This is a genomic window from Pararhizobium sp. LjRoot255 (assembly GCF_964252905.1).
In the GTDB taxonomy this organism is placed as follows: Bacteria; Pseudomonadota; Alphaproteobacteria; order Rhizobiales; family Rhizobiaceae; genus Pararhizobium.
This window is the reverse complement of the sequence record NZ_CAXUPQ020000001.1, coordinates 3,515,910-3,540,524: the sequence shown is the minus strand read 5'-3', so window position 1 is coordinate 3,540,524 and position 24,615 is coordinate 3,515,910. Positions and strand designations below refer to the sequence as shown.

At 61.2% G+C, this 24,615-nt stretch carries 23 protein-coding genes; 12 read left to right on the top strand and 11 right to left on the bottom strand.

Annotated features, from left to right (window positions below):
• Positions 1 to 8: 8 nt before the first annotated feature.
• The 7 genes from sufA to ACSQ2W_RS16930 all read right to left on the bottom strand — a co-directional run bounded on the left by sufA (position 9) and on the right by ACSQ2W_RS16930 (position 7,048).
• Complete coding sequence (gene sufA, locus ACSQ2W_RS16960; RefSeq protein WP_436087305.1) at positions 9 to 401, bottom strand: Fe-S cluster assembly scaffold SufA; 393 nt, start codon at positions 399 to 401, stop codon at positions 9 to 11.
• Between the two features lie 100 nt (positions 402 to 501).
• Positions 502 to 882 carry an SUF system Fe-S cluster assembly protein gene (locus ACSQ2W_RS16955; protein ID WP_436087304.1) on the bottom strand — a complete coding sequence of 127 codons (381 nt, stop codon included), beginning with the start codon at positions 880 to 882 and terminating at the stop codon, positions 502 to 504.
• Between the two features lie 11 nt (positions 883 to 893).
• Entirely contained in the window at positions 894 to 2,135 is a 1,242-nt protein-coding gene (locus ACSQ2W_RS16950; protein ID WP_436087303.1) for a cysteine desulfurase, read from the bottom strand.
• 13 nt (positions 2,136 to 2,148) lie between these two features.
• Positions 2,149 to 3,423: a Fe-S cluster assembly protein SufD gene (gene sufD, locus ACSQ2W_RS16945; protein ID WP_436087302.1), complete on the bottom strand. Its 1,275-nt coding sequence runs from the start codon at positions 3,421 to 3,423 to the stop codon at positions 2,149 to 2,151.
• A 12-nt stretch (positions 3,424 to 3,435) separates the two neighbouring features.
• Positions 3,436 to 4,191: a Fe-S cluster assembly ATPase SufC gene (gene sufC / locus ACSQ2W_RS16940; RefSeq protein ID WP_436087301.1), complete on the bottom strand. Its 756-nt coding sequence runs from the start codon at positions 4,189 to 4,191 to the stop codon at positions 3,436 to 3,438.
• Positions 4,192 to 4,267: 76 nt separating this feature from the next.
• The gene (sufB, locus tag ACSQ2W_RS16935) at positions 4,268 to 5,737 is read right to left on the bottom strand and encodes a Fe-S cluster assembly protein SufB (protein ID WP_436087300.1); all 1,470 of its coding nucleotides are present in this window, start codon (positions 5,735 to 5,737) and stop codon (positions 4,268 to 4,270) included.
• A 144-nt stretch (positions 5,738 to 5,881) separates the two neighbouring features.
• Positions 5,882 to 7,048 carry a cysteine desulfurase family protein gene (locus tag ACSQ2W_RS16930; protein ID WP_436087299.1) on the bottom strand — a complete coding sequence of 389 codons (1,167 nt, stop codon included), beginning with the start codon at positions 7,046 to 7,048 and terminating at the stop codon, positions 5,882 to 5,884.
• A gap of 227 nt (positions 7,049 to 7,275) precedes the next feature.
• Here ACSQ2W_RS16930 and ACSQ2W_RS16925 point away from each other — a divergent pair, with 227 nt between their 5' ends.
• Positions 7,276 to 7,953, top strand: coding sequence for an alpha/beta hydrolase (locus ACSQ2W_RS16925; RefSeq protein ID WP_436081194.1), 678 nt, complete (start codon positions 7,276 to 7,278; stop codon positions 7,951 to 7,953).
• Between the two features lie 223 nt (positions 7,954 to 8,176).
• Here ACSQ2W_RS16925 and ACSQ2W_RS16920 read toward each other — a convergent pair whose 3' ends face one another.
• The gene (locus ACSQ2W_RS16920; RefSeq protein ID WP_436087298.1) at positions 8,177 to 9,322 is read right to left on the bottom strand and encodes an anhydro-N-acetylmuramic acid kinase; all 1,146 of its coding nucleotides are present in this window, start codon (positions 9,320 to 9,322) and stop codon (positions 8,177 to 8,179) included.
• 140 nt (positions 9,323 to 9,462) lie between these two features.
• Here ACSQ2W_RS16920 and tyrS point away from each other — a divergent pair, with 140 nt between their 5' ends.
• Positions 9,463 to 10,716: a tyrosine--tRNA ligase gene (gene tyrS, locus ACSQ2W_RS16915; protein WP_436087297.1), complete on the top strand. Its 1,254-nt coding sequence runs from the start codon at positions 9,463 to 9,465 to the stop codon at positions 10,714 to 10,716.
• Between the two features lie 52 nt (positions 10,717 to 10,768).
• On the opposite strand, the gene ACSQ2W_RS16910 is transcribed toward tyrS, so the two are convergent.
• Positions 10,769 to 14,161, bottom strand: a complete 3,393-nt coding sequence (locus tag ACSQ2W_RS16910; protein ID WP_436087296.1) for a YhdP family protein — start codon at positions 14,159 to 14,161, stop codon at positions 10,769 to 10,771.
• 369 nt (positions 14,162 to 14,530) lie between these two features.
• Here ACSQ2W_RS16910 and ACSQ2W_RS16905 point away from each other — a divergent pair, with 369 nt between their 5' ends.
• From ACSQ2W_RS16905 to ACSQ2W_RS16885, 5 genes are all read left to right on the top strand, one after another.
• A complete protein-coding gene (locus ACSQ2W_RS16905; RefSeq protein ID WP_436087816.1) occupies positions 14,531 to 15,016 on the top strand; it encodes a peroxiredoxin in 486 nt (161 codons plus the stop codon).
• Entirely contained in the window at positions 15,013 to 15,840 is an 828-nt protein-coding gene (locus tag ACSQ2W_RS16900) for a ferritin-like domain-containing protein (RefSeq protein ID WP_436087295.1), read from the top strand. The genes ACSQ2W_RS16905 and ACSQ2W_RS16900 overlap by 4 nt, the downstream gene beginning before the upstream one ends.
• Before the next feature lie 98 nt (positions 15,841 to 15,938).
• Positions 15,939 to 17,255: a M23 family metallopeptidase gene (locus ACSQ2W_RS16895; protein WP_436087294.1), complete on the top strand. Its 1,317-nt coding sequence runs from the start codon at positions 15,939 to 15,941 to the stop codon at positions 17,253 to 17,255.
• 205 nt (positions 17,256 to 17,460) lie between these two features.
• Positions 17,461 to 18,984: a DEAD/DEAH box helicase gene (locus tag ACSQ2W_RS16890; protein WP_436087293.1), complete on the top strand. Its 1,524-nt coding sequence runs from the start codon at positions 17,461 to 17,463 to the stop codon at positions 18,982 to 18,984.
• Positions 18,985 to 18,997: 13 nt separating this feature from the next.
• A complete protein-coding gene (locus ACSQ2W_RS16885; protein ID WP_436087292.1) occupies positions 18,998 to 19,420 on the top strand; it encodes an NUDIX domain-containing protein in 423 nt (140 codons plus the stop codon).
• Here ACSQ2W_RS16885 and ACSQ2W_RS16880 read toward each other — a convergent pair.
• Both ACSQ2W_RS16880 and ACSQ2W_RS16875 read right to left on the bottom strand, forming a co-directional pair.
• Positions 19,410 to 19,727 carry a TfoX/Sxy family protein gene (locus tag ACSQ2W_RS16880; RefSeq protein WP_436087291.1) on the bottom strand — a complete coding sequence of 106 codons (318 nt, stop codon included), beginning with the start codon at positions 19,725 to 19,727 and terminating at the stop codon, positions 19,410 to 19,412. The two genes, ACSQ2W_RS16885 and ACSQ2W_RS16880, sit on opposite strands and share 11 nt — an antisense overlap.
• Positions 19,728 to 19,775: 48 nt before the next feature.
• Positions 19,776 to 20,225 carry a flavin reductase family protein gene (locus ACSQ2W_RS16875; RefSeq protein WP_436087815.1) on the bottom strand — a complete coding sequence of 150 codons (450 nt, stop codon included), beginning with the start codon at positions 20,223 to 20,225 and terminating at the stop codon, positions 19,776 to 19,778.
• 228 nt (positions 20,226 to 20,453) lie between these two features.
• Here ACSQ2W_RS16875 and ACSQ2W_RS16870 point away from each other — a divergent pair, with 228 nt between their 5' ends.
• From ACSQ2W_RS16870 to ACSQ2W_RS16850, 5 genes are all read left to right on the top strand, one after another.
• Positions 20,454 to 21,542 carry a branched-chain amino acid ABC transporter substrate-binding protein gene (locus tag ACSQ2W_RS16870; protein ID WP_436087290.1) on the top strand — a complete coding sequence of 363 codons (1,089 nt, stop codon included), beginning with the start codon at positions 20,454 to 20,456 and terminating at the stop codon, positions 21,540 to 21,542.
• The gene (locus ACSQ2W_RS16865; RefSeq protein WP_436087289.1) at positions 21,539 to 22,555 is read left to right on the top strand and encodes a P1 family peptidase; all 1,017 of its coding nucleotides are present in this window, start codon (positions 21,539 to 21,541) and stop codon (positions 22,553 to 22,555) included. The genes ACSQ2W_RS16870 and ACSQ2W_RS16865 overlap by 4 nt, the downstream gene beginning before the upstream one ends.
• Before the next feature lie 80 nt (positions 22,556 to 22,635).
• Positions 22,636 to 23,313, top strand: coding sequence for a ribulose-phosphate 3-epimerase (gene rpe / locus ACSQ2W_RS16860; protein WP_436087288.1), 678 nt, complete (start codon positions 22,636 to 22,638; stop codon positions 23,311 to 23,313).
• Positions 23,310 to 24,047 carry a DUF2259 domain-containing protein gene (locus ACSQ2W_RS16855; RefSeq protein ID WP_436087287.1) on the top strand — a complete coding sequence of 246 codons (738 nt, stop codon included), beginning with the start codon at positions 23,310 to 23,312 and terminating at the stop codon, positions 24,045 to 24,047. The genes rpe and ACSQ2W_RS16855 overlap by 4 nt, the downstream gene beginning before the upstream one ends.
• A 41-nt stretch (positions 24,048 to 24,088) precedes the next feature.
• Entirely contained in the window at positions 24,089 to 24,598 is a 510-nt protein-coding gene (locus ACSQ2W_RS16850) for a hypothetical protein (RefSeq protein ID WP_436087814.1), read from the top strand.
• The last annotated feature ends 17 nt before the right edge of the window (positions 24,599 to 24,615 follow it).

Genomic DNA, 24,615 nt, shown 5'->3' with positions numbered 1-24,615 from the left:
CGAAACGCTTAGCCGGCGCGCACGACAGCGTCGCCCTTGGCTGCGAGCGCTGCAAGGTCGGCCGGTTTGAGCTCGACCGATTCGCCGCATCCGCAGGCCGAGGTCTGGTTGGGATTGTTGAAGGTGAAGCCCGAGCGCAGCGTCGTGACTTCGAAGTCCATGCGGGTGCCGAGGAGGTATAGGACGGCTTCAGGTGCTACCCAGACCTTGGCGCCCTGATGCTCGACCAGGTCGTCCTTGGGGTTGGCTGCGGTCACCAGATCGATGGCATATTCCATGCCGGCGCAACCGCCCTTCTTGATCGACACACGAATACCCTCGGCCTCGCCGCCGGCATTCTCGATGATCGCCTTGACGCGGCCAGCTGCCGCATCGCTCAAACTCATGACTGCAAAGCCCATCGGCCATTCTCCTTAGCGCAACCAGGTTCAAGGCCTGATGCTTTCCGAGTCCTGAATGTAATGCGCGGCGGTTAAGGGATCAATACACCAGTGGCGCCGATCAGTACCAGCCGACAGCGACCTGCGCCTCTTCCGACATGCGGTCCGGCGTCCACGGCGGGTCGAAGGTCATCGATACCTCGACGCCGGACACGCCTTCGACGGCGCCGACTGCATTCTCCACCCAGCCCGGCATCTCGCCGGCCACCGGGCAGCCGGGCGCCGTCAGCGTCATGGCGATCTTGACCATCCGGTCGTCTTCGATATCGATCTTGTAGATCAGCCCGAGCTCGAAGATATCGGCCGGGATTTCGGGATCGTAGACCGTCTTCAAAGCCGAGATGATGTCGTCGCTGAGGCGCGCCAGTTCGTCTGCCGGGATTGCTGAATGAACGATCCCTTCGCGGACATCGATCTTGTCTTCGGTCGTATCAAGGCTCATCAGACTATTCCTTACGCAAAGAACTTGCGGGCTTGATCCAGCGCATCGACGAGCGCGTCCACTTCGGTCCGCGTATTGTAGAGACCGAAGGATGCACGGCATGTGGAGGTCACGCCGAAGCGTTTCAAGAGCGGCTGGGCGCAATGCGTGCCTGCCCTCACCGCTACCCCCGCCCGGTCGATCACCATCGACACGTCATGGGAATGGATCCCTTCGAGTTCGAAGGAAAAGATACCACCCTTGCCGGGCGCCGTCCCGAAGATGCGCAACGAATTAACGGACGAAAGACGCTGGTACGCGTAGGCGGCGAGATCGGCCTCGTGGGCGGCGATTGCCGCGCGGCCGAGCTTTTCCATGTAATCGAGCGCGTAACCGAGGCCGATCGCCTGGACGATCGGCGGCGTGCCCGCTTCGAAACGGTGCGGCGGATCGTTGTACGTGACGTTGTCTTCGGTTACCTCGACGATCATCTCGCCGCCTCCCATGAAGGGGCGCATTTCCTTGAGCCGATCCGCCTTCCCATAAAGCACGCCGATGCCTGAGGGGCCGTAGAGCTTGTGGCCGGTCATGACATACCAGTCGCAATCGATATCCTGGACGTCGACCGGCATGTGGACAGCGGCTTGGCTGCCGTCGATCAGCACCGGAATGCCGCGCTCATGGGCAATACGGCAAATCTCCTTGACCGGAACGACGGTGCCCAGCGCATTCGACATATGCGTGATCGCCACCAGCTTGGTGCGATCGCTCAGGCATTTGACGAAATCGTCGATATGGAACACGCCCTGGTCGTCGACCGGCGCCCAGACGAGCTTGGCGCCCTGGCGTTCGCGGATGAAATGCCATGGCACGATGTTGGAGTGATGTTCCATGATCGAAATGACGATTTCGTCGCCCTCGCCGATCTTCGGCATGCCGTAGCCATGGGCAACCGTATTGATCGCTTCCGTCGAGGACTTGGTGAAGATGATATTGTCGACCGACGGCGCGTTCAGGAAGCGGCGCACCTTTTCACGCGCGCCCTCATAGGCATCCGTCGCGGCATTCGACAGGAAATGCAGGCCACGGTGGACATTGGCATATTCGTTGGCATAGGCATGGGCAACGGCGTCGATAACCACCTGCGGCTTCTGCGCCGAGGCGCCATTGTCGAGATAGACGAGCGGCTTGCCGTAGACGGTCCGCGACAGGATCGGAAAATCCTTGCGGATCGCTTCGACGTTATAGGCAGGCACCGGCACCGTATGTTCCATGTCAATTATCCAATCAGGCGTGCTTCTCGAGCCAGGCTGCGATGATCGCTTCCAATGGCTCGATCACTGCTTCGACTTCCAACTCCTCGACGATCTCGTCGACGAAGGCATTGACCAGCATCGCCCGCGCCTTGTTTTCCGGGATGCCGCGGGCACGCAGGTAGAAAAGGTGCGTCGCGTCGATATCGATCACCGTTGCGCCGTGGCCGCACTGAACGTCGTCGGCGAAGATTTCCAGCTCCGGCTTTGCCGAAAAATCGGCGTCGTCGGAGAGGAGCAACGTGTTGCACGCCATCTTTGCATCGGTCTTCTGCGCGTCGGGGGCGACCCGGATCTGGCCCTGGAAGACACCCTTGGCGCGGTCGAGCACGACGTTTCGAATGACTTCCGTCGATGTCGTGTGCGGCACGTCGTGGCCGAGCGTGAAGGTCACATCGGTATGCGTTTCGCCGCCGAGCAGGTTGATGCCCCGCAGCTGAAAATCGGAGCCCTCGCCCGTGGTGACGCCATGAACCTCCTGGCGCACCAGCTTGCCGCCGGCATTGATGACGAACAGCCTGAACTTTGCGTTCGCGCCGAGATCGAAATTGACCTGGGCGAGATGGCTATCGGCGCCCCCCTGCTGCTGCAGGATGACCCAGGTGATCTCCGCACCGTCGTCCAGGATCAGGTCACAAACCGTCGTCACGAGGCTCGGCGCGTCGCTAACGGAGAGATGGCGCTCGATGACCATCGCCTTTGTATTGGCGCCAAACGTTACCGGGAACCGCGTGTGGCTCTGGCCGGCGCTCTGCACCAGCTGAAGCTCCAGCGGCTGTTCGAGCTCGGTGCCCTCCTGAACCTCGATCTCGAAGCCGTCGCACACGAAGCTACCGTTGATGCGCCCAATCGCGTCGTCGGCGTCGCGCTCGACGAGGTCGGCTGCGGCAACGCCGTCAACGAGGCTTTCGGCATAGGAGCGGACGTTGACCCCGGCCGGCGCGCCCTTCGGATCGGCCTTGCCGTTCAGAACGGAGAGCACGGACGAACCGGCAACCAGCGGGTCGACCCGCTCCGCGAAAGCCGTCGGATCGACAGCCGGAACGCTGCGCAGAAGCGCGCGCAGATCGGTATAATGCCAGGATTCGACGCGGCGCGTCGGCAGGCCCTGTTTTCTCAGATCGGCGAGCAGCGTGTCGCGCGCCGACAAGACGGCACCTTCGCCGGGCAGTTCGCCGATCTGGGCGGCATAGGCATCGACTAGGGCCGTTTCGGCGGCCGTCATCGTTATCGCCGTTTGCATGTTCATCCCCAGCACTCCTCAGGCCGCCGCGTCGATAATATCGGCATAGCCGTTGGCTTCGAGATCGAGTGCCAGCGACTTGTCGCCGGACTTGATGATCTGGCCCTTGTAGAGAACGTGGACGCTGTCCGGCACGATATATTCGAGCAGGCGCTGATAGTGCGTGATGACGACGACGGCGCGATCCGGCGACCGCAGCGCGTTGACGCCGTCGGCCACGATCTTCAGCGCGTCGATGTCGAGGCCGCTGTCGGTTTCGTCGAGCACGCAGAGCTTCGGCTCAAGCAGCGCCATCTGCAGGATTTCCGCGCGCTTCTTCTCGCCGCCGGAGAAGCCGACGTTCAAGGGGCGCTTCAGCATGTCCGGGTTGATCTGCAGCTTGGCGGAGGCTTCCTTGACGCGGCGGATGAAGTCCGGCGTCGACAGCTCTTCCTCGCCACGATACTTGCGCTGCTCGTTCAGCGCCACCTTGAGGAACTGCATCGTTGCGACGCCCGGAATTTCGACCGGATACTGGAAGGCAAGGAAGATGCCCTTGGCGGCGCGCTCGGACGGGTCGAGCTCCAGAATGCTCTCGCCGTTATAGAGGATGTCGCCCTCGGTGACTTCATAGTCTTCGCGGCCCGACAGGATGTAGGACAGCGTCGACTTGCCGGAGCCATTCGGGCCCATGATAGCGGCGACTTCGCCAGCCTTTACGGTCAGGTCAAGGCCGCGGATGATTTCAGTGCCGTCTTCGGCGATGCGGGCATGCAGGTTCTTGATTTCAAGCATTTCGATCTTCCCTTTGGGAAAAGAATAAACATCGTGCGCGATGGTCTGCGCATCGGGTTCAAGTGTGTGATGCCGTTTAGCCGACCGAGCCTTCCAGCGAAATCCCGATCAGCTTCTGCGCTTCGACCGCGAATTCCATCGGCAGTTCCTGGATGACTTCCTTGACGAAGCCGTTGACGATCAGCGCGATCGCCGCTTCCGTCGGAATGCCGCGCTGCAGGCAGTAGAACAGCTGGTCTTCCGAGATCTTCGACGTCGTCGCTTCATGCTCGAACTGGGCCGAGGCGTTGCGCGCTTCGATATAGGGCACCGTGTGGGCGCCGCACTTGTCGCCGATCAGTAGGCTGTCGCACTGGGTGAAGTTGCGGGCGTTCGCGGCCTTGCGGTGGGTCGAGACCTGGCCACGATAGGTGTTCTGCGACACGCCGGCAGCGATGCCCTTGGAAACGATGCGGCTCGACGTGTTCTTGCCGAGATGGATCATCTTGGTGCCGCTATCGATCTGTTGATGACCGTTCGAAACGGCGATCGAATAGAACTCGCCGCGCGAATTGTCACCGCGCAGGATGCAGGACGGGTACTTCCAGGTGATCGCGGAGCCGGTCTCAACCTGTGTCCACGAGATCTTCGAGTTCTTGCCGCGGCAATCGCCACGCTTGGTCACGAAGTTGTAGATGCCGCCCTTGCCTTCCTTGTCGCCCGGATACCAGTTCTGGACAGTGGAATACTTGATCTCGGCATCATCCAGCGCGACCAGTTCGACCACGGCTGCGTGCAGCTGGTTTTCGTCGCGCTGTGGCGCGGTGCAGCCTTCGAGGTAGGAGACATAGGCGCCTTCCTCCGCGATGATCAAGGTGCGCTCGAACTGACCGGTGTTCTTCTCGTTGATGCGGAAATAGGTCGACAGCTCCATCGGGCAGCGGACGCCCTTCGGCACGAGGACGAAGGAACCGTCCGTGAAGACCGCGGAGTTCAGTGTCGCATAATAGTTGTCGGTCGTCGGCACGACGGTGCCGAGGTATTTCTTGACGAGATCCGGATGCTCGCGGATCGCTTCGGAAATCGACATGAAGATCACGCCGGCCTTCTTCAGCTCTTCCTTGAAGGTGGTGACGACCGAAACGGAATCGAATACCGCATCGACGGCAATCCTCGAGGTCTTCACGCCAGCGAGCATTTCCTGCTCGCGCAGCGGAATACCGAGCTTTTCATAGACCTTAAGAATTTCCGGATCGACGTCGTCAATCGAGGTCGGGCCGGGTGTGCTCTTCGGCGCGGCGTAGTAGTAGATATCGTTGAAATCGATCTTCGGATAGTTGACCCGCGCCCAGGTGGGCTCCTCAAGCGTCAACCAGCGCTGATAGGCACCGAGACGCCACTCGAGCATCCATTCCGGTTCCTGCTTCTTTGCCGAAATGAAGCGGATGATCTCTTCGGACAGGCCCTTGGGCGCCTTGTCCATCTCGATCTTCGTCTCAAACCCGTATTTGTACTGGTCCACATCGATCAGGGCGACCTGATCGATTGTTTCCTGCACGGCAGCCATGTCGTTCTCCAATCTCGCCGGATACAAGGTCCGGCAGCTTGTCAGTACGGTGCGATTTTCGTCGCACCGCTTATGTAATGGCTAAGGGGCGATTTTCACCCCGTTTGCCAAGTGGAAAATTGAATTTCCGCAACTTTATCGTCATCAGGCGGCAGCACCCGAAAGCCTGCGCCGCGCTGCGACCTTTGCAAAGACCTCTGCACACCGGTCGATCTCGGCCTGCGTGGTAGACGACCCGATCGATATCCGCAATGCGCCCTGTCCCGGATCGTGCCCCATGGCCGACAGAACATAGCTCTGGCCGACCTTGCCGGACGAACAGGCCGACCCTGCCGACAAAGCGACGCCTTCCAGATCGAAAGCAATCTGGCCCGTCTCGGCTCTGAGGCAGGGCAACGTGAAGAATATCGTATTGCCGAGCCGAGGCCCGCTTCTGCCATGAATGATGACGTCTGGTGCTGCGGCGGCCATCGCGCTTTCCAGATCGTCGCGCAACGCCGACACGGCGGTCATCCGTTTTTCAAGGTCATCTACCGCGGCGCGCGCCGCAGCCCCAAACCCGGCGATGGCCGTAGGATTTTCGGTGCCCGAACGATGTCCCTTTTCCTGGCCGCCGCCACGGATCAGCGTTGCCGGCATCAGGATTTCACCGCGTGCAATCAGCGCGCCTGCCCCCTTCGGCCCGCCGATCTTGTGCGACGAGACGATCAGGAAGTCGGCGCCGAGATCTTCGATCGACAGCGGAAGTCGGCCTGCGGCCTGGACCGCATCGACGACCAGAATGCCGCCGGCCGCCTTGAGGAGGTGCGAGACCTCCGCGATCGGCTGAACGAGGCCGGTTTCGTTGTTGGCGAGCATGACGGCGACCATTGGCAGGCCGGTCTGGCGGTCATGCGCCGCAAGTGCTGTTTCGAGCGCTGCAAGGTCCAGTATGCCTGCCGGCGTCACCGCGATCTCGCTGATCTCGTGTCTGCCGAAACGGCCGCCTTCGCGAATGGCGGGATGCTCGATGGCCGAAATATAGAGACGGCCGATCTTCAGCGGCGTCTTGCCCATGCGGAAATCGGGCGTCAGCACCCAGTTGGCCGCCTCGGTCGCGCCGCTGGTGAACGTCACGCTGGCCGGCTGCGCGCCACACAATGCGGCAACATCGCGCCGGGCAGTCTCGATCAACGCGCGGATCTTGCGGCCTTCACCATGGACGGATGACGGGTTGCCGGCAAGGTCGAGCGCAGACAGGCAGGCCTCGCGCGCTGCCGGCAAAAGCGGCGCGGTGGCATTCCAGTCCATATAAATGCGCGCTTCCCTCATGTTCCCTTGCCAAAGAATAACCGGTTGCCATGTTAAAGGCGGCGGCCGGTGCATTTTCCTTGAAATTTTCGCGTCTCTTGCCGTAAGAGACGACACTCGCCACGGAAAGACCGTGTCAAAGTTTTGAATGGTTCTAAACTACGTTTTAGAAAAGCTGACTGCTTTCGTCAAGACTGCTGAAGCCCCGGAACGCGTTTTTTAGTGCCATAAACATGCCCGGAGAGCCAATGCCCGAAATCATCTTCAACGGACCGGCCGGTCGCCTCGAAGGCCGTTACCAGCCGTCCAAGCAGAAGAACGCCCCGATCGCCATCGTCCTGCACCCGCACCCGCAATTCGGCGGGACGATGAACAACCAGATCGTCTACCAGCTGTTCTACATGTTCCAGAAGCGCGGCTTCACCACGCTCCGCTTCAACTTCCGTTCGATCGGCCGCAGCCAGGGCGAATTCGACCATGGGGCCGGCGAGCTGTCGGACGCTGCCTCGGCGCTCGACTGGGTGCAGAGCATGCACCCGGATTCGAAGAGCTGCTGGGTCGCCGGCTATTCCTTCGGGGCCTGGATCGGCATGCAGCTTCTGATGCGCCGGCCGGAGATCGAAGGCTTCATGTCGATCGCGCCGCAGCCGAACACCTACGACTTCTCGTTCCTGGCGCCCTGCCCGTCATCCGGCCTGATCATCAATGGCGATCTCGACAAGGTGGCGCCGGAAAAAGACGTCAACAATCTGGTCGACAAGCTGAAGGCACAGAAGGGTATCCTGATCACCCACAAGACCGTGCCGGGTGCGAACCACTTCTTCAATGGCCAGGTCGACACGCTGATGGCGGAATGCGAAGACTATCTCGACCGGCGGCTGGCCGGCGAACTGACGCCGGAGCCAGCGGCCAAGCGCATCCGCTGAGATCTAGAAAAGGCCGGGGAGTTCCCGGCCTTTTCATTTGCTGCTCATCGTCACGCCTGGCCTGCCACTGTTTCCCGCTTGTCGCCGTTGCATGGCGCGTCCGGTTAACTCGATTGCGTCCGCTTTTCTTGGCATCATACAGCGCGCCATCCACCCGTTGATCGCATCTGCGATGGAACCCTGCGCTGGAACCCGCGGCAGCGGCCAGTGCGCAAAGGAAACATCAATCGGCGCGCAAAAGCCCTGATTTTTCGGGCATGCCGAGGATGCCACCGGTGACCGGCGCGGTCACGCCGGTCGTGCCCGGGAATGTCAGCGGCAAACCTCGCAACGAGCGAACGGCAAGATAGGCCCAGGCTTCCGCCTCCATGGCATCCCCATCGAGGCCCGCCTCCTCCGCGGCAATGACCGCCGCGTTTTGTGACCGGGCGAACTCCGAGAGATCGCGCATGATGACGTGGTTCAGCCGACCGCCGCCGCAGACGACATAGCGCGCTGGAGGCTCAGGAAGATGCCTTGCCGATTTGACAATGGCGGCAGCCGTGACATGGGCAAGCGTGCGCGCACCGTCCGCAAGGCCGGCCTCACCGATCTCAGGCGGGCGGAAATCATTGCGATCCAGCGACCGGCGCTGATTGGAGGAAAAGAAGGAATTGCCAAGATAGCGGTCGGCCAATATCGGCAAGACCTGTCCGGTGCTGGCGATTTCTCCGCCGTGGTCGTAAGCGGCGCCCGTATGCATTTCCACCCATTGGTCGATCAGCGTATTTCCCGGCCCGCTGTCGTAGGCCACGATCTCGCCGTTCCTGCCGATAAAGGTGAGATTGGAGATGCCGCCGATATTGACGAAAACCGTCGGCAAGGCGTGGCCCGCGCTTGCGGCGAGTGCGGCATGATAGATGGGAATGAGCGGTGCGCCTTGGCCGCCGTGAACCATGTCGTTTGCGCGCATGTCATAGACGACCGGAATGCCGGTCACCTGCGCAAGCAGCGCGCCATCGCCAAGTTGCACGGTGAGCGCCTCGTCCGGGCGATGGAGAACGGTCTGCCCGTGAAAACCGATCACATCGATTTTGGCGGGCGGCACATCATGCCGATAGAGAAAATCGCTTAACGCTACGGCATGCCGTAACGTCAGGTTTCGTTCCACGGCAGCAAGATCGCCCGGCCGCGCTGTCCTGTCGGTCAAATCCCGCGCATCGACCAGTGCCTGCTTGAGCCGATTGCGGAAAGCCGGCTCATACTGGTTGCCCATGGACGGCCCGCGTTCGACCACGTTTTCACCGTCCGTGCGCAACAGAGCGATATCGATGCCATCCATGCTCGTGCCGCTCATCAGGCCGATGGCCGTTCTTATGATCTTCGTCATCAGCGCTCCCAACTCGCAGGCATTGGTGCTTCCTCAAACATTCCCGACGCAAACAGGTGCACTTTTCGAGAAACAGTGCTAAACGCCGCGCAAATATCCAACAAGCGTTAATCCACATAGCCCCCCGAAAGAGACAGGTCATGTCCGAGTTCAAGTCCGATTTCCTTCACACCCTCCAGGAACGCGGTTTCATCCACCAGACGTCCGACGACGCTGGCCTCGATGCGCTGTTCAACAAGGAAATCGTGACGGCCTATATCGGGTTCGATCCGACGGCGCCCAGCCTGCATGCCGGGGGCCTCATCCAGATCATGATGCTGCACTGGCTGCAGGCGACCGGCCACCGGCCGATCTCGCTGATGGGCGGTGGCACCGGCATGGTCGGTGACCCGTCCTTCAAGGACGAGGCACGGCAGCTGATGACGCCGGAAACGATTGCCTCCAACATCGCCAGCATCAAAACCGTGTTCTCCAATTACCTGACTTATGGAGATGGGCCGAGGGATGCCCGGATGATCAACAATGCCGACTGGTTGCTCGGCATCAACTATCTCGAATTCCTGCGCGACGTCGGCCGCCACTTCTCGGTCAACCGCATGCTTGCCTTCGACAGCGTCAAGATGAGGCTCGACCGCGAGCAGTCGTTGTCGTTCCTGGAATTCAATTACATGATCCTGCAGGCCTACGATTTCGTCGAGCTTTACAAGCGCACCGGCTGCCGCTTGCAGATGGGCGGCTCCGATCAGTGGGGCAACATCGTCAACGGCCTCGACCTCGGTCACCGCATGGGCACGCCGCAGCTCTACGCGCTGACTTCGCCTCTGCTTACCACCTCTTCTGGTGCCAAGATGGGCAAGTCGGTCAATGGCGCGATCTGGCTCAATCCGGAAATGCTGTCGGCCTACGACTTCTGGCAATACTGGCGTAACACAGAGGATGCCGACGTGTCGCGCTTCCTCAAACTCTACACGACCCTGCCAATGAGCGAGATCGGCCGTCTGTCACAGCTTGGCGGCGCGGACATCAACGAGGTCAAAAAGATCCTCGCGACCGAGATCACTGCCATGCTGCACGGCCGTGCTGCCGCTGAGGAAGCAGCGGAAACCGCACGCAAGACCTTTGAAGAGGGCGCGCTTGCCGAAAACCTGCCATCGATCGATGTGCCGGCGGCAGAGCTCGAAGCAGGGGTCGGCGTTCTGACCCTGTTTGTTCGTGCCGGTCTGGCGGAATCCAACGGCAAGGTCCGCCAGTTCCTGAAAGACGGTGCGGTTCGTGTCAACGACAAGGTGATCAGCGACGACCGGGACATCATCGGCACCGGCGAGATCACTGCCGAAAACGTCATCAAGCTGTCGCTCGGCAAGAAGAAGCACATTCTCGTGCGGCCCGCCTGATCGGCGGCAACGCCGAGCAATCACTGAAACCGGCGGCAACCCCGCCGGTTTTTTATTGGAACTCGAAGATGCTGCGGAACACACCCGGCGCGATGATCGACAGCGGGTTGATCGTCAGGTTTGGTTTTACGAACGGTCCTGTCAGCTTGAAGGTGATCCCGAGCAGGCCGCGGTCGCGGCCATTGCCGAGAAGCACGCCGATCAGCGGCAATTCGCCGAACAATCGGTTCAGGCCGTAAGCCGGCATGAACGTGCCGGTCATGTCCATATTGCCGTTCCTGTCGCGTACCGTCCCCTGGAAGGTTGCGCCGATATCAGTACCGCGTACGACCCCGCGGTCGACCGCGACCGTCCCGTCGTCGAGCATCACATTTGCGAAACCACGTTCGAAACGCGCCGAACTGACGTCGATGTCCCTTTTTACCGCCTGGTTCAGGCTTCGCCCATCGGCGCCGGTTGGCGTGGAAACGATGGATTGCAGCCGCGCTTCGTTGACAAGCGAAAATTTGCGGATATCGACGTTTCCCCGCCAGGAACTGGCGCCCCTGTCGCGCAGCTTCACGTTCAACAGGCCGCCGCGCATGTTGCTGTAGACATTTGCGAACCGGGCCAGCGAGCCGGCATCGCCGCTGGTCAGCTCCAGAATATTGTCCGGGCCATTTTGCGTGAGCCTGGCCACGACCGCCTGGCCGCTATCGGTGACCGCGGAGAGATTGACGGCATCGATCTGCTTGCCCCTTGCGATGTAATTCAGATTGAGGTCCGACAGGGTCTCGGAATGGAACCCGATCACCTGCTGCAGGTTCGCGTCCAAGGCGATTCGTGTCGAATCCATCTCGTCCTTCCCGGAAGATGTGCGCAGTCGTTCGATGACCGGGCGGATATCGGCAACGCTGCCGTTGACTTTGACTGCAAAGCCACCCTTCTGGCGCTTGATGCTGACGGCATAGTTGTCGTCCTGAGCCAGCCGCACCGACGAAAACTGGCCGGAAATCAGCCCCGATTTGTCGATCACGAGCTTGCCGGCTGCGCCAAAACTGCCGCCATTGAGCTTCAGGTCATCGATCTGCGTGACGCCGCCGGTGGTTGAAGCCGAAAACGTCGCCTTCGCCGCAATCCCCGGGCCTTTCGACCAGCCGATCCAGGGCAGCGAGATCGACGCATTGCCAAAGTCGGCCGAAACCCTGTGCTGATCCTTGTCATCAATCCGGATATCCAGCGAAACAGGTCCGCTGATGATTTGCGCCAGGCCGGGGGCCAGCTTGGCAAGCATTCCTTCTCGAAGCGTCCCGGAAATCTCGCGTTTTCGCGTTACGGTACTGCCGGCGCCGACAGGTTCTACGAGCGAGATATCCATCGCGCCACCATCGATGTCGGCTTTCGCCTCCAATACCGCCTGTTGCGGATCGATCCTGAGCGTACCCGCGATGTTTGAGATCGCGCGTCCGGATATCGGCTTGTTGACGGTCACGCCGTTGAGCAGCATCTGCGCCTGCCATTGCGGCTCCGGTGGGTTCTGTGCTCTCACAAGCCCAAACCGCGCGCCGACCTGCGCCGTCATTTCACCCGAAAAGTCCTCCGGCTTGAACGGCGTTCTCTGCAGGGCGGCAATGGGCCGGTAGGTGACGAGTTCCGCGATTGCGTCCGCCTGCCCGCCAACGTCCAGTTTCATCTCGGCGATCAGCGGCTTTTCGTAGGTGTTCGGGATGACGAAATTGCCGCCATTGAGGGTTACCGAACGGCCGGACGGGAAATAGGCGGTTCCCCGATCGATCTGCACGTCAAGGTGCTCGCCTTTCAGCGTGAATGCACCGGCCGCGTCGCGCAGCGGCGGGATGTCGCCGGCAATATTCACACGGGCGTCCGTGATGTCGAAGCGGACTTTGAGTTCATCGCCGTTCAGATCGACAGGACCGACGGTGCGGGTAATGCGCCCCATCGGCAGGAAGACTTCAATCCTGCCGTCGGTCACGGTTCCACCAAAGATATTGTTGACCACCCAGCGGCGCGCGTTCTTTCCGACCCACCAGGGCCAGAGCTGCTTGACCGCCGCCGACTGCAACTTGTCTGCGACAAGCGCAAAGCTGACCTGCGGCGACATTTCGCCGAAGGTCATGGCAAGCGAACCGGCAGCCGTGCCAAGTCCGCTCGATACCGCCAGCTCATCGAAGACAAGCTGGTGGCTCTCCGACAGAAACCGGCCTTGCGCCTTGGCATCGAAGATCAGCGGTGGTTCCGCCACATCGACAGGCGCGGAACTGGCCGACTGCAAAAGGAGATCGAGCGAAAATCCCTTTTTTCCATCCGACGTTGTGTGATCGAGGTCGGCGATCGCCCCGGTAAAGGGAAAGGCCGACCGGCCAACCCGCACGATGGACGGCAGAATTTCTATCCTGCCGCGAGCGAAGTCATAGGTGACGTTAAGCTCGGATTGTTTCAGCTCCGAGGTGAAGCCGCCGGCGTCAAATGCCCCCGCGCTTGTCCGGGTGCTCAGTTCAAGCGTTGGCGTCGCGCCATCGGCGGCGCGCGTCGCGGTAATGCTGAGATCAGCACCGCTCTTGATGCCGAAGGCTGGCTCCGTGGCAGTCTCATCCCGGTGCAGAAACGCCGAAAGCGGCAGTCCGGTCACCGCGCCATCGAGCCGGGCGATGCGGTCGCTCTGCCGGCTGGCGCGCAGATGCAGTTCAGCGGCATCACCAGCCACAGAGAAAGCCCCGTCGATCTGCATGGAGCCGTCATTGCTGCGTTTGAAATCAACGGCATCCACGACCACAGGAACAATACGCTTGCGCGGTCCCGCAAAAGACAGTTGCAGGTCCGCGATCCGGACCGATTCGGTATTGCTGCGGCTGATCAGCTGCGAGATGCCGTCCATCTGGTTGAAAACGAATTCCAGTCCGCTGGCAACATCGGCAACGCGTATCGCCGTCAGATCGATCGGTTTGCCCTGTGGCAGCAAGGAGGAATCGAGCCTCGCCCCCTCTGCCTCCAGCCGCGACACGGCAATCCTGCCGCTTAACAGCGCGATCGGATTGAGTTCGATAAACACGGAATTGGTGGTCACCAGGCGCTTTTTGGAGGTATTTTCGACCAGCGCGACGTCCTGCGCCTTGAGAGCGAGGCCGCCGTTCGATGTGACGCGCAGCACGGTGCTGCCGACCTCTGCATGATAGCCGTCGCCGATCGCCGCGTTCAACGCCGTCTGCGCCCGCGCATTGAGCGGTCCGTCCAGCAGCCCGCCTTCAATCATTGCCAACAGCACGGCGCCGAGAAGAAAGACGATTGCGGTAACGACAACAGTCGTTACGAAAACAAGCTTCACCATGCCGCGCTTGTGCGGCGCACGTACGATGCACGGGTCGTGCGCCTGCGCCGACGGCAGGGAATGCAGAGCGACGATGTCCTCCTTGCGAAACGATACCTTTTCGCCGCGGATTTCATTCATCGGCGCCGGCAGCCTCCCGGAATTTTCAAAAAGTTCATGCGGTGCCTTTTCCAGATTCCATCTCGCAGCGCCGCAAGACGACGGTTCGCCATCCGCACCTTGCTCACGCTGTCGTGGCTGATTTCATTCGGATTTTCATCCGAGAATGCCAAGGGGCGCTGCTCCCCCACAGGCATTTGCGTCAGTTCCACAGTAGTTAAAGAAGAAAGGCAGGGCAAACGATGTCTGCAGCCGGGGCCATCTTCCTGTCCAACAGGATCGCTCATTCCACTTGGCGCTGGCCACTCGGCGCTGGACGCGGCGGGTTCAGATTCGATAAGCCTCTTGCGACAACCGCCGCAGCACATGGCGCAGAAAAAAGGAATATCCATGGCGAATTTGAAAGAAGGTGCCGTTGCGCCGGAATTTATTCTTCCCCGCAATGGCGGCGGCACCGTCTCGCTGGCGCAATTCAGGGGAAAATCCGTCGTGCTGTTCTTCTATCCGAAGGACGATACCAGCGGCTGTACCGCGGAATCCATTGCCTTTACGGCGCTCGCCGGCGATTTTGCAGCCGCCGGGGCCGTGGTGATCGGGATGTCGCCCGATTCGGTCAAGAAGCACGACAAGTTCGCGAAGAAATACGATCTCTCTGTCATTCTCGCTGCCGACGAAGAAAAGGCTGTCCTGAACGACTACGGCGTCTGGGTCGAAAAAAGCATGTATGGCAGGAAATATATGGGCGTCGAGCGGACCACCGTGCTGATCGACGCAAAGGGTATTGTCCGGCGGGTCTGGGAAAAAGTGAAGGTTCCCGGGCACGCCGAAGAGGTGCTGGCGGCGGTGAGAAGTCTTGCAGAAAGCGGCCAAAAATGACGGACCTGCCGGCGATCCACAGCCTGCGTGACGGCGCCGCGCGCGCGATCCGCGCCGCCGACCTCGACGTGAAGACGCTTCTGGCACAGGAAGTCGCGCGTCGCTGGAGTGCGCGCAGCCTGTCCTTGCGGTCGCCGCTCGATACGCAAGTTCCCGATCGGCCCGGCCGCCCTGAGAAGCCCGATCTCATTCCGCCACGGCAAGTGCCGAAGCGAGCACTGACGACGGAGAAGGGGCGTATCGCTCTGCTCCATGCCATTGCCCATATCGAGCTCAATGCCGTTGATCTCGCGCTCGACATCGTCGCGCGTTTTGCCAGCGAGCCGGTGCCGAACTCCTTCTTCGACGGCTGGATGCGGGTGGCGTTCGAGGAAGCCAAGCATTTTCGCCTGGTCCGCGACCGGTTGCGGCAGCTCGGCGCCGACTATGGTGACCTGCCCGCCCATGATGGTCTTTGGCAGGCGGCGCACGATACGCGCAATGACCTTACAGCGCGTCTCGCCGTCGTGCCGCTGATTCTCGAGGCACGCGGCCTCGACGTCACGCCTGCCCTGCAGGCGAAGATGAGGGAAGCCGGCGACCTTGAAAGCGCCGCTGTGCTTGACGTGATCTATGAAGACGAAAAAGGCCATGTCGCCGTCGGCGCCAAATGGTTCCGCTTTCTCTGCGCCCGCAAGAAGAAGGATCCTGCCGCCGCATTTCAAGCCCTTGTCCGGGCCAATTTCCGTGGCCCCCTGAAGGCGCCGTTCAACGACATAGCGCGGGCTGAAGCCGGTTTGACACCGTCGTTCTACCGGTCGATGACGGCCTCGGTGAACACCTGACGAAGCCGCGCGCGGCCTACGGGCAAAGGCTTTATTAACCTTAACAGTATCTAATCAACCTCATCAGAATACGCAGAATCGCACGCGGTGGGGGTGAGTTGGTGTCTACGGAAAGCCGGGTCTTCGGCAAGCGCGCACAAAAGCACATCATCATCGTCGCAAGCGGCGACAAGGTTCGCCACATGACCTTCCAGCCCTGGATGGCCGCGCTGTCGATCTGCTTCATCTCGGTCTTCTCGATCGGTTATCTTGCGGCAACCTCCTATCTCGTGCTGCGCGATGATCTGATCGGCGGCACCATGGCACGCCAGGCGCGCATGCAGCATGAGTATGAGGACCGGATCGCCGCCCTGCGCGCCCAGGTCGACCGGGTGACAAGCCGCCAGCTTCTCGACCAGCAGGTCGTCGAGGACAAGGTCGAAAAACTGCTCCAACGGCAAATGGCGCTGACATCCCGTCACGGCAAGCTCGGCACGCTTCTCGATCGGGCGGAGGAATCCGGTCTTGCGCAGGAAGATGCCCAGCCAGTCGGGGCACCGGAGACCGATGAAAAGCGCGCCGATGCAAGCGGCGGGATCAAGGCGATCGAGCGGCTGATGGGTATCGGCGGCCAGCCGGCGCAACAGCAGATGGCGATCGCCTATGCGCCGGTATCTGCCAGTGGCGGCCAGGAAACCATGTCTGACCGGGCCGACCGGCTGTTCTCCAAGGTTACCCTTTCGCTAAAGGACATAGAACAGGCACAGAAGCATCGCATCCAGACGCTGACGGCAGGCGCTTCGCAGGCCACCGATGCCATCGTGAACATTGTCGCCCGCACGGGTATCAAGGTCGTTGACGACGAGCCACAGGCGACCGTTGGAGCTGAAGTGGACGACGTAACTGCGATCGGCGGGCCGTTCGTCGAGCCGGAACCCACCGAGGTCTACGACAACTCCCTCGTCGCGCTCGACACGGCGCTTGCCCGGCTCGAACACGTCCGCAGCCAGACGCGGAAACTGCCGTTCAACAATCCCTCTCCGGCGAGCGACATCACCAGCCGCTTCGGCAATCGCCTCGACCCGTTTCTCGGGCGGCTGGCCTTGCATGCCGGCATCGATTTTCGCACGCCGATAGGAACGCGGATCGTCGCGACAGCGCCCGGAACCGTGATCACGGCCGGCAAGAGCGGCGGCTACGGCAATATGGTCGAGATCGACCACGGCAACGGCATCACGACGCGTTATGCCCATCTGTCATCCATTCTCGTGAATGTCGGTGACACGATTTCGGCAGGCGAAGCGATTGGCCGCTCCGGCAGCACCGGCCGCTCGACCGGGCCGCATCTGCATTATGAGGTCCGTCTGAACGGCGAGGCCGTCGATCCGATACGCTTCCTGACGGCCGGCATAAAGCTTAGCCACTATATCAACTGACAAATGTCGTTTTGTGACCGGGACCTTTGGAGGTCACCCGGAGCCATCCTATTGATGGCAGGCCGTTTATTCACTCTGTTTCGGAGCAGAATGCCGGTTTTCTTGACTTTGTCTGCCTATGGGACTATGAGCCCCAGCGACGGCAACGAAAGCATTTGCCGAGTCACAAGAGTTCGACCGAACCGGAACGGAAACAGATTTCCCTTTGACCACTTTTTCAGACCTTGGCCTGAGCCAAAAAGTTCTTTCCGCAGTTACCGATGCGGGCTACACCATTCCTACACCGATCCAGGCCGGCGCCATTCCGCCAGCCCTGCAGCGGCGCGATATTCTCGGCATCGCCCAGACGGGAACCGGCAAGACGGCGTCGTTCGTGCTGCCGATGCTGACGCTGCTCGAAAAGGGACGCGCCCGTGCTCGCATGCCGCGCACGCTGATCCTTGAGCCGACGCGCGAACTTGCAGCCCAGGTTGCCGAGAACTTCGAAAAATACGGCAAGAACCACAAGCTCAACATCGCCCTCCTGATCGGCGGCGTGTCCTTCGACGAACAGGACCGCAAGCTTGAGCGCGGCGCCGACGTGCTGATCTGCACGCCCGGTCGCCTGCTCGATCACTGCGAGCGCGGCAAGCTTTTGATGACCGGCGTCGAAATCCTCGTCATCGACGAAGCCGACCGCATGCTCGACATGGGCTTCATTCCGGATATCGAGCGCATCGCCAAGCTGATCCCCTTTACGCGCCAAACGCTGTTCTTCTCGGCCACCATGCCGCCGGAAATCCAGAAGCTCGCCGACCGCTTCCTGCAGAACCCGGAACGCGTCGAAGTCTCCGTCCGCTCCTCGACAGCAACGACTGTGACGCAGCGCCTGGTCGCGACCCACAGCAAGGATTACGAGAAGCGCGCGGTTCTGCGCGATCTGATCCAGAGCCAGGAAGAGCTGAAGAACGCTATCATTTTCTGCAACCGCAAGCTCGATGTGGCCGATCTGTTCCGTTCGCTGAGCCGCCACGGTTTCTCTGTTGGCGCGTTGCACGGCGATATGGACCAGAGCTCGCGCACGAAGATGCTCGCAAGTTTCAAGGACGGCCAGATCCAGTTGCTCGTCGCCTCCGACGTTGCAGCCCGCGGCCTCGATATCCCGGATGTCAGCCACGTGTTCAACTTCGATGTGCCGATCCACGCGGAAGACTATGTCCACCGCATTGGCCGCACAGGTCGCGCCGGCCGTTCCGGTGCCGCCTTCACGCTGGTTTCGAAGCGCGACATGAAGTTTGCCGACGCCATCGAAAAGCTGATCGACAAGAAGATCGAATGGCTGAACGGCGATCTTTCCGCCCTGCCCGCCCCGATGGAAAGCCACGACAGTGGCCGGTCCGAGCGCGGCGGACGTGACGGCAAGCGTGGCGGACGCCGCAGCGACAGGGACCGTGACCACGCCCCCCGTCCGGTGTCCAGTCACAAATCGGACATCAAATCAGACGATATATCGACGGACCAGGAACCGGTTACAGCAAAGGCAGAACCTGTGAGATCAGAACGCAAGGCAGACACGAAACCGCAGAATGCCGGCCGCCACAGCAATCGCCCTGCGCCTCAGCCGCATCCTGCCAACGACGACAATCGCGATCGGCGCAACCGCTATCGCCGCGATCACGATGATGGTCCGACGCCGATCGGCTTCGGCGACGATATTCCGGCCTTCATGCTGATCGCCGGCAAGGCTTGATTCAGGCAGTCGCATGGCCCATCCAGGCATTGATTTCCCCGGTGTGGGATCAGGGCTTGCCGTCTTGAACGACGGCAAGCTCTTGCTTTGCAAGCGCTTGAAGGCGCCTGAAGCCGGCCATTGGAGCATCGTTGGCGGCAAGGTCGATCATATGGAGCCGGCCGCAGAGGCCGCGCGCCGTGAAGCGGAAGAAGAAAGCGGCCTGACGATCCATTCCACGCGGTTTCTCTGCCTCAGCGAGCAACGCGTCGAAGCCGACCGCCACCACTGGGTCTCACTGATTTTCGTGACCGAGGATTTCTCCGGCGAACCGAAGCTGATGGAGCCCGATAAGCTCTCCGAAATCGGCTGGTTTGCGCTCGACGACCTGCCGCAACCGCTGTCGGTGTTCGCGCAGGACGCAGTCAAGGCGCTGAAGTCGATGGCTATTTCCTAGCGCGCAAGGCGGCCTCATAGGCAAGCCGTACCCAGCGGGCCATCTCGTCCCGATCGTCGAACGCCTCGTCCGGAATCGACCAGTACGGCATTTTCACCGGCTTTCCCTTGCCGTCATAGGCCCATTGCGAACTTCCGGCAGCCTCGAATTCCGACGCGCTGTCGGCATCGGCCTTGAGCAAGATGTCGCCATCCACCTCCAGCGCCAGGATACGGCCCTCGAAATAGATGCCCTTGCCGCCGAACATGCGCCTGACCGTAACCGGACCGAGGGCCGCAAACATCTCCTCGATTGCGGCATTGTCCATTTTCCATTGACCTTTCGCTCTGTTTTTTTCGGTTCCCTTAGAGGAAATCTACAACGTGCGATAATCCCGATCGAGGTAGACGAGAGCCGGTTTTTGTTCGCCGAGGGTGACGCCGACGACCTCGCCGAACAGCACGATGTGCGTGGCGACCGTCTTGATATCGATCAGCCGGCAATCGAAGGCCGCGACGGCCTCGCGAAGAATGGGCGCGCCGGTCTTCAATTCATCCCATGTGCCGTGTTCAAACCGTTCCACAGGATCGATACTGTTCCGGCCGGAAAAGACATGGGCGAGATCCATCTGGTCGGCGCCGAGCAGATTGAGGGCAAAGCTGCCGCTGCGCGCAAAAATATCATTTCTCGGGTTGGCACCATTGAGGCAGACGAGCAGCGTCGCCGGACTGTCGGACACCGAGCATGCCGCAGTGATCGTCACGCCGCGGCGTTCGCCTTCATGAGCTGCTGTCACGATATGGACGTGGCCGGCCAGGCGGCTCATGGCGTCGCGGTAAGTCAGCGGATCCAGTTGGGTCTTGTCCAACACGGCAGTCTCCAGATCGGTGTTCACGTCTACACATAGACGCTGCAACAAAATATGAAAGCCGTCAGGCAGTTTTTCTTGGTCATGCGCGGCAATTGCCGTTCAGGCGGCGAAGGTCACGATCTTTTCCTTTGACGCTTTCGGCCACATCTTTAAAACATGCGCTGTATACACCTGGAAAAACACATGTTCCGTTCGATTGTCGCAAGCCTTCTCATTGCCGGATCGGTGCAGCCGGCTCCTGTGCTGGCGGCAGGCGTGAAGATCGCTGTCGTCGCGCCGGTTGAAGGACCGTTCGCGCTGCTCGGACAGCAGATGCTCGATGGCGCGCGCTTTGAGGCCGGCGATCGCGGGTCGGAGATCATCTCGGTACCTGAAACCTGCGAACCGAACGACGCGGAAAACCTGAGGAAGGCCCTGGCTGCCAGCGGCGCGGAAGCCGCAATCGGGTTTCTCTGCACGGAAAGCCTCGAGGCAACGCTTCCCGCACTTGCCGAGGCGGGCATTCCTGCGCTGTCACTCAGCGTGCGTTCCGATGTCCTGATGGAGGACGCACTGAAAAAGAAGTGGCCGTTCTTCCGTCTCGTGCCGAGCGCCCGGATGGAGGCGGCCAAGGTGACCGAGATCATCGCGTCCCGCTGGAAGAACGAACCGCTTGCACTGATCGAGGACGGGACGATCCATGGGCGCGAACTGGTGGAAAGCGTGCGTGCGGCGCTGGCTGAAATCGGCCTGACGCCGGTGTTTTCCGACACCTACCGTCCGGCGCAGGAACAGCAGGTCAGCCTGGTGCGGCGGTTGGCAAAGAGCGGTGCCACGCATGTCTTCACCGGCGGCGACCGGCCGGACACAGCTATCGTCGCCCGCGACGCTGCCTCGGAACAGGTCGCTCTGACGCTGATGGGTGGCGAGACCTTGAACGCGGCCGACCAGCCTGTTTCGCTGGCGAACGGCGTGCTGGCCGTGTCATTGCCGGACTACGCGGCGCGGCCGGAGGCGAAGGTCGCAAGCGAGGCGATGACGGCGGCCAAGCTCATTCCGGAAGGTTATGTCCTGCCGGCGTTTTCCGCCGTTACCCTTTTGGAGCAGGCGAAGGACCAGGCCGGCAAAGACGACGCGCCGCTTCTCGAGGCGCTCCTCAAAGGTCCCTATCAGACCGCGATCGGCCCGATCCGCTTCAATGCAGACCATGAACTAGCGGACAATCCCTACCGGCTCCTCCGGTGGCAAGACGGCCGTTTCGTGCCCGCCCCCACTGCCACGGGAACCGAATGATGCGCGCCGGCCCGAAAAATTCGATTACCGATGTCGCAGGCCTCAGGGTCGGTAATGCCGAGGATATTCGCCTGAAATCCGGTGTTTCCGTCGTCGTCTGCGATCAGCCTGCCATCGCCGCTGTTCAGGTGCTGGGCGGGGCGCCCGGCACGCGCGAGACGGACCTGCTCGATCCGCACAATACGGTGCAGACGGTCGATGCGGTGGTCTTGTCCGGCGGCTCGGCGTTCGGTCTCGACGCGGCATCGGGCGTCCAGGCGGCGCTTCGGCAAATGGGACGCGGCTTTGCCGTCGGCCCGTTTCGTATTCCCATCGTGCCTGCCGCCATTCTGTTCGACCTGATCAACGGCGGCGACAAGGATTGGGGGCTGTATCCACCCTATCGCGAACTCGGCTACGCGGCGGTCGAGGCGGCATCTGAGGATTTCATGACAGGCACCGCGGGCGCCGGTACCGGGGCAATGACCGCGACTTTCAAGGGCGGCCTCGGCACAGCCTCGACGGTGTTGGACAACGGCATCACGATCGGCGCTCTGGTTGCCGTCAACGCGCTCGGCTCGGCAACCATCGGCGATACCCGGCATTTCTGGGCAGCCCCGTTCGAAATAGGTGCTGAATTCAGTGGGCTCGCCATGCCGCAGCCTTTCCCACAGGATGCGCGCGAGCTTCGCGTCAAATTCCGCGCCGGACAGAAGGAAACGCAAAACACCACCATCGCCGTCATCGCCACCGACGCCATCCTGACCAAGGCGGAAGCAAAGAGGCTCGCAATCGCGGCCCATGACGGTTTTTCGCGGGCGCTCTGGCCGTCACACACGCCGCTCGACGGCGATCTCGTCTTTGCCCTTGCGACAGGCACGAGCGGAAAAACCGTTTCAGTACAGGACTTCATCGATCTTGGCGCCGTGGCGGCATCGACCATGGCGCGTGCGATCGCGCGCGGCGTCCACGATGCGACGACCGCGGAAAACGATCTCCTTCCCGTCTGGTCGCAGGAAGACAGAACCGCATGACGCCAAAGCGTCGTTCACCAATGTTGTTTGCGGCGAAAAGCAGTGTTATTGGCCGCAAAACAGTTTTTGGAGCCTAGATCATGTCCCTGCCCATCCGGATCGCACCGTCCATTCTTGCCGCTGACTACGCCAAGCTCGGGCAGGAAGTGCGCGATGTCGTCGCCGCCGGCGCCGATTGGATCCATCTCGACATCATGGACGGCCATTTCGTGCCGAACATCTCCTTCGGCCCAGACATCATCAAGTCGTTGCGTCCGCACACGGACGCCTATTTCGACTGCCATCTGATGATCGCGCCGGCCGACCCTTATCTCGAAGCCTTTGCCAAGGCCGGCTGCGACAGCATCACCGTGCATGCAGAGGCAGGCCCGCATCTCGATCGCTCTCTGCAGGCGATCAAGGCGCTCGGCAAGAAGGCTGGTGTCTCGATCAATCCTGCAACATCCGAAAGCGTTCTCGACTACCTGCTCGACAAGCTCGATCTTATTCTGGTGATGACGGTCAATCCCGGTTTCGGCGGCCAGAAGTTCATCCCGGCAATGGAAGAAAAGATCCGCCGCATTCGGGCGATGATCGGCGATCGTCCCATCGATCTTCAGGTCGATGGCGGCATCACGATCGACACGATCGCGCGTCCCGCCGCTGCCGGCGCCAATGTCTTCGTTGCGGGCTCGGCGGTCTTCGGCGGTGGCCATGTTGACGCCTATCGCAAAACCATCGACAATCTGCGCGCCAATGCCGAGGGAGCACGCGGGTGAAGTTTTCGGGCGGGATCGCTGCCGCGGTTTTTGCCTCGGCCGTGATGGCCGAGGTGGCCTGCGCCGGCGACATCGCCTCGTTCCAGTCCATCGGCTTTTCCCCGGACGGCGGCGTTTTCGCCTTCGAGGAATATGGCGTTCAGGACGGTTCCGGCTTTCCCTACTCCAACATCTTCTTCATCGACACGCGCAAGGACACGTACCTGCCGGGCACGCCGATCCGCGCGCGGATCGATGACGAGAAGGCCGGTCTTGGCGAGGTTCGGGCGCAGACGCTGGCGAAAGCCGGCGCACTCGTCGATCGTTATAGCATGGCAGCCAATCCGGGATTGATGGCGGCCTTCAATCCGGTCACCGAGACCGAGGTTCCGGCGCATCGCCTGGTCTACCGGCAATATGCCGTCGAGCCGCCGGTTGGCGGCGCCTTCACGCTGGCGCTGAAGGAAATCGCGCTGCAACCATCCGGCCCCTGCAAGGACGTCACGCCGCAATCGATCGGATTCAGCCTTTCATTCGAAAGCGAGGATGGACAGGCGTCGGACCGCGTCCTTCACACCGACACGGCCGTCCCCGAGAGCCGCAAATGCCCGACCGCTTACCGGATCGGCGGCGTCATGGTTCATCACCCGACCGGCCTGGACCCTGTCCACGTCGTGCTCGTGCAGGTGCTGAGCTTCGGTTTCGAGGGTCGCGACGGTCGGTGGATTGCAGTTCCGGTCCCCGTGGTGCCATGATCGACCTTCAGGTTGCCGAGGTTCGGCCGCAATCAGGCCTGATGCGGCGACTGGGCCGGCGGCTTCTCGCCTCGCGTCCGAGCGTGCGGGAAATTCTTCTCGGGTCACCGCTCTGGGGCATGATGATGGCGGCGTCCGCGCTCGTAGCGCTCTGCCTGCAAAACGGTGCCGAAACCTACCAGCTCTACAGTATCCTTGTGCTATACCTCTGCGGCGGCATTGTTTCATGGCCCTGCGGCGTCCTTCTTGGCCGCTTTTGCGCCGATGGCCGCGGCCGGGAGACCCGCTTCGCTGCCTTCTTTCTTTGCCTGACGGTCTGCACCATTGCGGCAACGGCCTTTCTGTTTGCCATGGACTACCGCCTTTTTTACGCGCGGTGGCACGGCCCATTCGGCAGCCGCCTCTGGATCTATCAGTTCATCTTCACGTCGGTTGCGGCCGTTTACCAGTTTGTCGTGATGGGCATTCGCCTGTATCTGCCGGTCGGATTTGCCGCCCTTGCAGCCGCCAGCTTGTGGCTCGCGTGCAAGATGCCCGATCAGCGGCGTTGAGATTGCCGGCCATCTTT

Coding starts and splice junctions, on each gene's coding strand:
- ACSQ2W_RS16900 (WP_436087295.1), top strand. CDS start 15,013: ATGACGGACCTGCCGGCGATCCACAGCCTGCGTGACGGCGCCGCGCGC.
- ACSQ2W_RS16955 (WP_436087304.1), bottom strand. CDS start 882: ATGAGCCTTGATACGACCGAAGACAAGATCGATGTCCGCGAAGGGATC.
- rpe (WP_436087288.1), top strand. CDS start 22,636: ATGTCCCTGCCCATCCGGATCGCACCGTCCATTCTTGCCGCTGACTAC.
- tyrS (WP_436087297.1), top strand. CDS start 9,463: ATGTCCGAGTTCAAGTCCGATTTCCTTCACACCCTCCAGGAACGCGGT.
- ACSQ2W_RS16905 (WP_436087816.1), top strand. CDS start 14,531: ATGGCGAATTTGAAAGAAGGTGCCGTTGCGCCGGAATTTATTCTTCCC.
- ACSQ2W_RS16850 (WP_436087814.1), top strand. CDS start 24,089: ATGCGGCGACTGGGCCGGCGGCTTCTCGCCTCGCGTCCGAGCGTGCGG.
- ACSQ2W_RS16920 (WP_436087298.1), bottom strand. CDS start 9,322: ATGACGAAGATCATAAGAACGGCCATCGGCCTGATGAGCGGCACGAGC.
- ACSQ2W_RS16880 (WP_436087291.1), bottom strand. CDS start 19,727: ATGGACAATGCCGCAATCGAGGAGATGTTTGCGGCCCTCGGTCCGGTT.
- sufC (WP_436087301.1), bottom strand. CDS start 4,191: ATGCTTGAAATCAAGAACCTGCATGCCCGCATCGCCGAAGACGGCACT.
- ACSQ2W_RS16925 (WP_436081194.1), top strand. CDS start 7,276: ATGCCCGAAATCATCTTCAACGGACCGGCCGGTCGCCTCGAAGGCCGT.
- ACSQ2W_RS16875 (WP_436087815.1), bottom strand. CDS start 20,225: ATGAGCCGCCTGGCCGGCCACGTCCATATCGTGACAGCAGCTCATGAA.
- ACSQ2W_RS16885 (WP_436087292.1), top strand. CDS start 18,998: ATGGCCCATCCAGGCATTGATTTCCCCGGTGTGGGATCAGGGCTTGCC.
- sufB (WP_436087300.1), bottom strand. CDS start 5,737: ATGGCTGCCGTGCAGGAAACAATCGATCAGGTCGCCCTGATCGATGTG.
- ACSQ2W_RS16910 (WP_436087296.1), bottom strand. CDS start 14,161: ATGAATGAAATCCGCGGCGAAAAGGTATCGTTTCGCAAGGAGGACATC.
- sufA (WP_436087305.1), bottom strand. CDS start 401: ATGGGCTTTGCAGTCATGAGTTTGAGCGATGCGGCAGCTGGCCGCGTC.
- ACSQ2W_RS16870 (WP_436087290.1), top strand. CDS start 20,454: ATGTTCCGTTCGATTGTCGCAAGCCTTCTCATTGCCGGATCGGTGCAG.
- sufD (WP_436087302.1), bottom strand. CDS start 3,423: ATGAACATGCAAACGGCGATAACGATGACGGCCGCCGAAACGGCCCTA.
- ACSQ2W_RS16950 (WP_436087303.1), bottom strand. CDS start 2,135: ATGGAACATACGGTGCCGGTGCCTGCCTATAACGTCGAAGCGATCCGC.
- ACSQ2W_RS16930 (WP_436087299.1), bottom strand. CDS start 7,048: ATGAGGGAAGCGCGCATTTATATGGACTGGAATGCCACCGCGCCGCTT.
- ACSQ2W_RS16865 (WP_436087289.1), top strand. CDS start 21,539: ATGATGCGCGCCGGCCCGAAAAATTCGATTACCGATGTCGCAGGCCTC.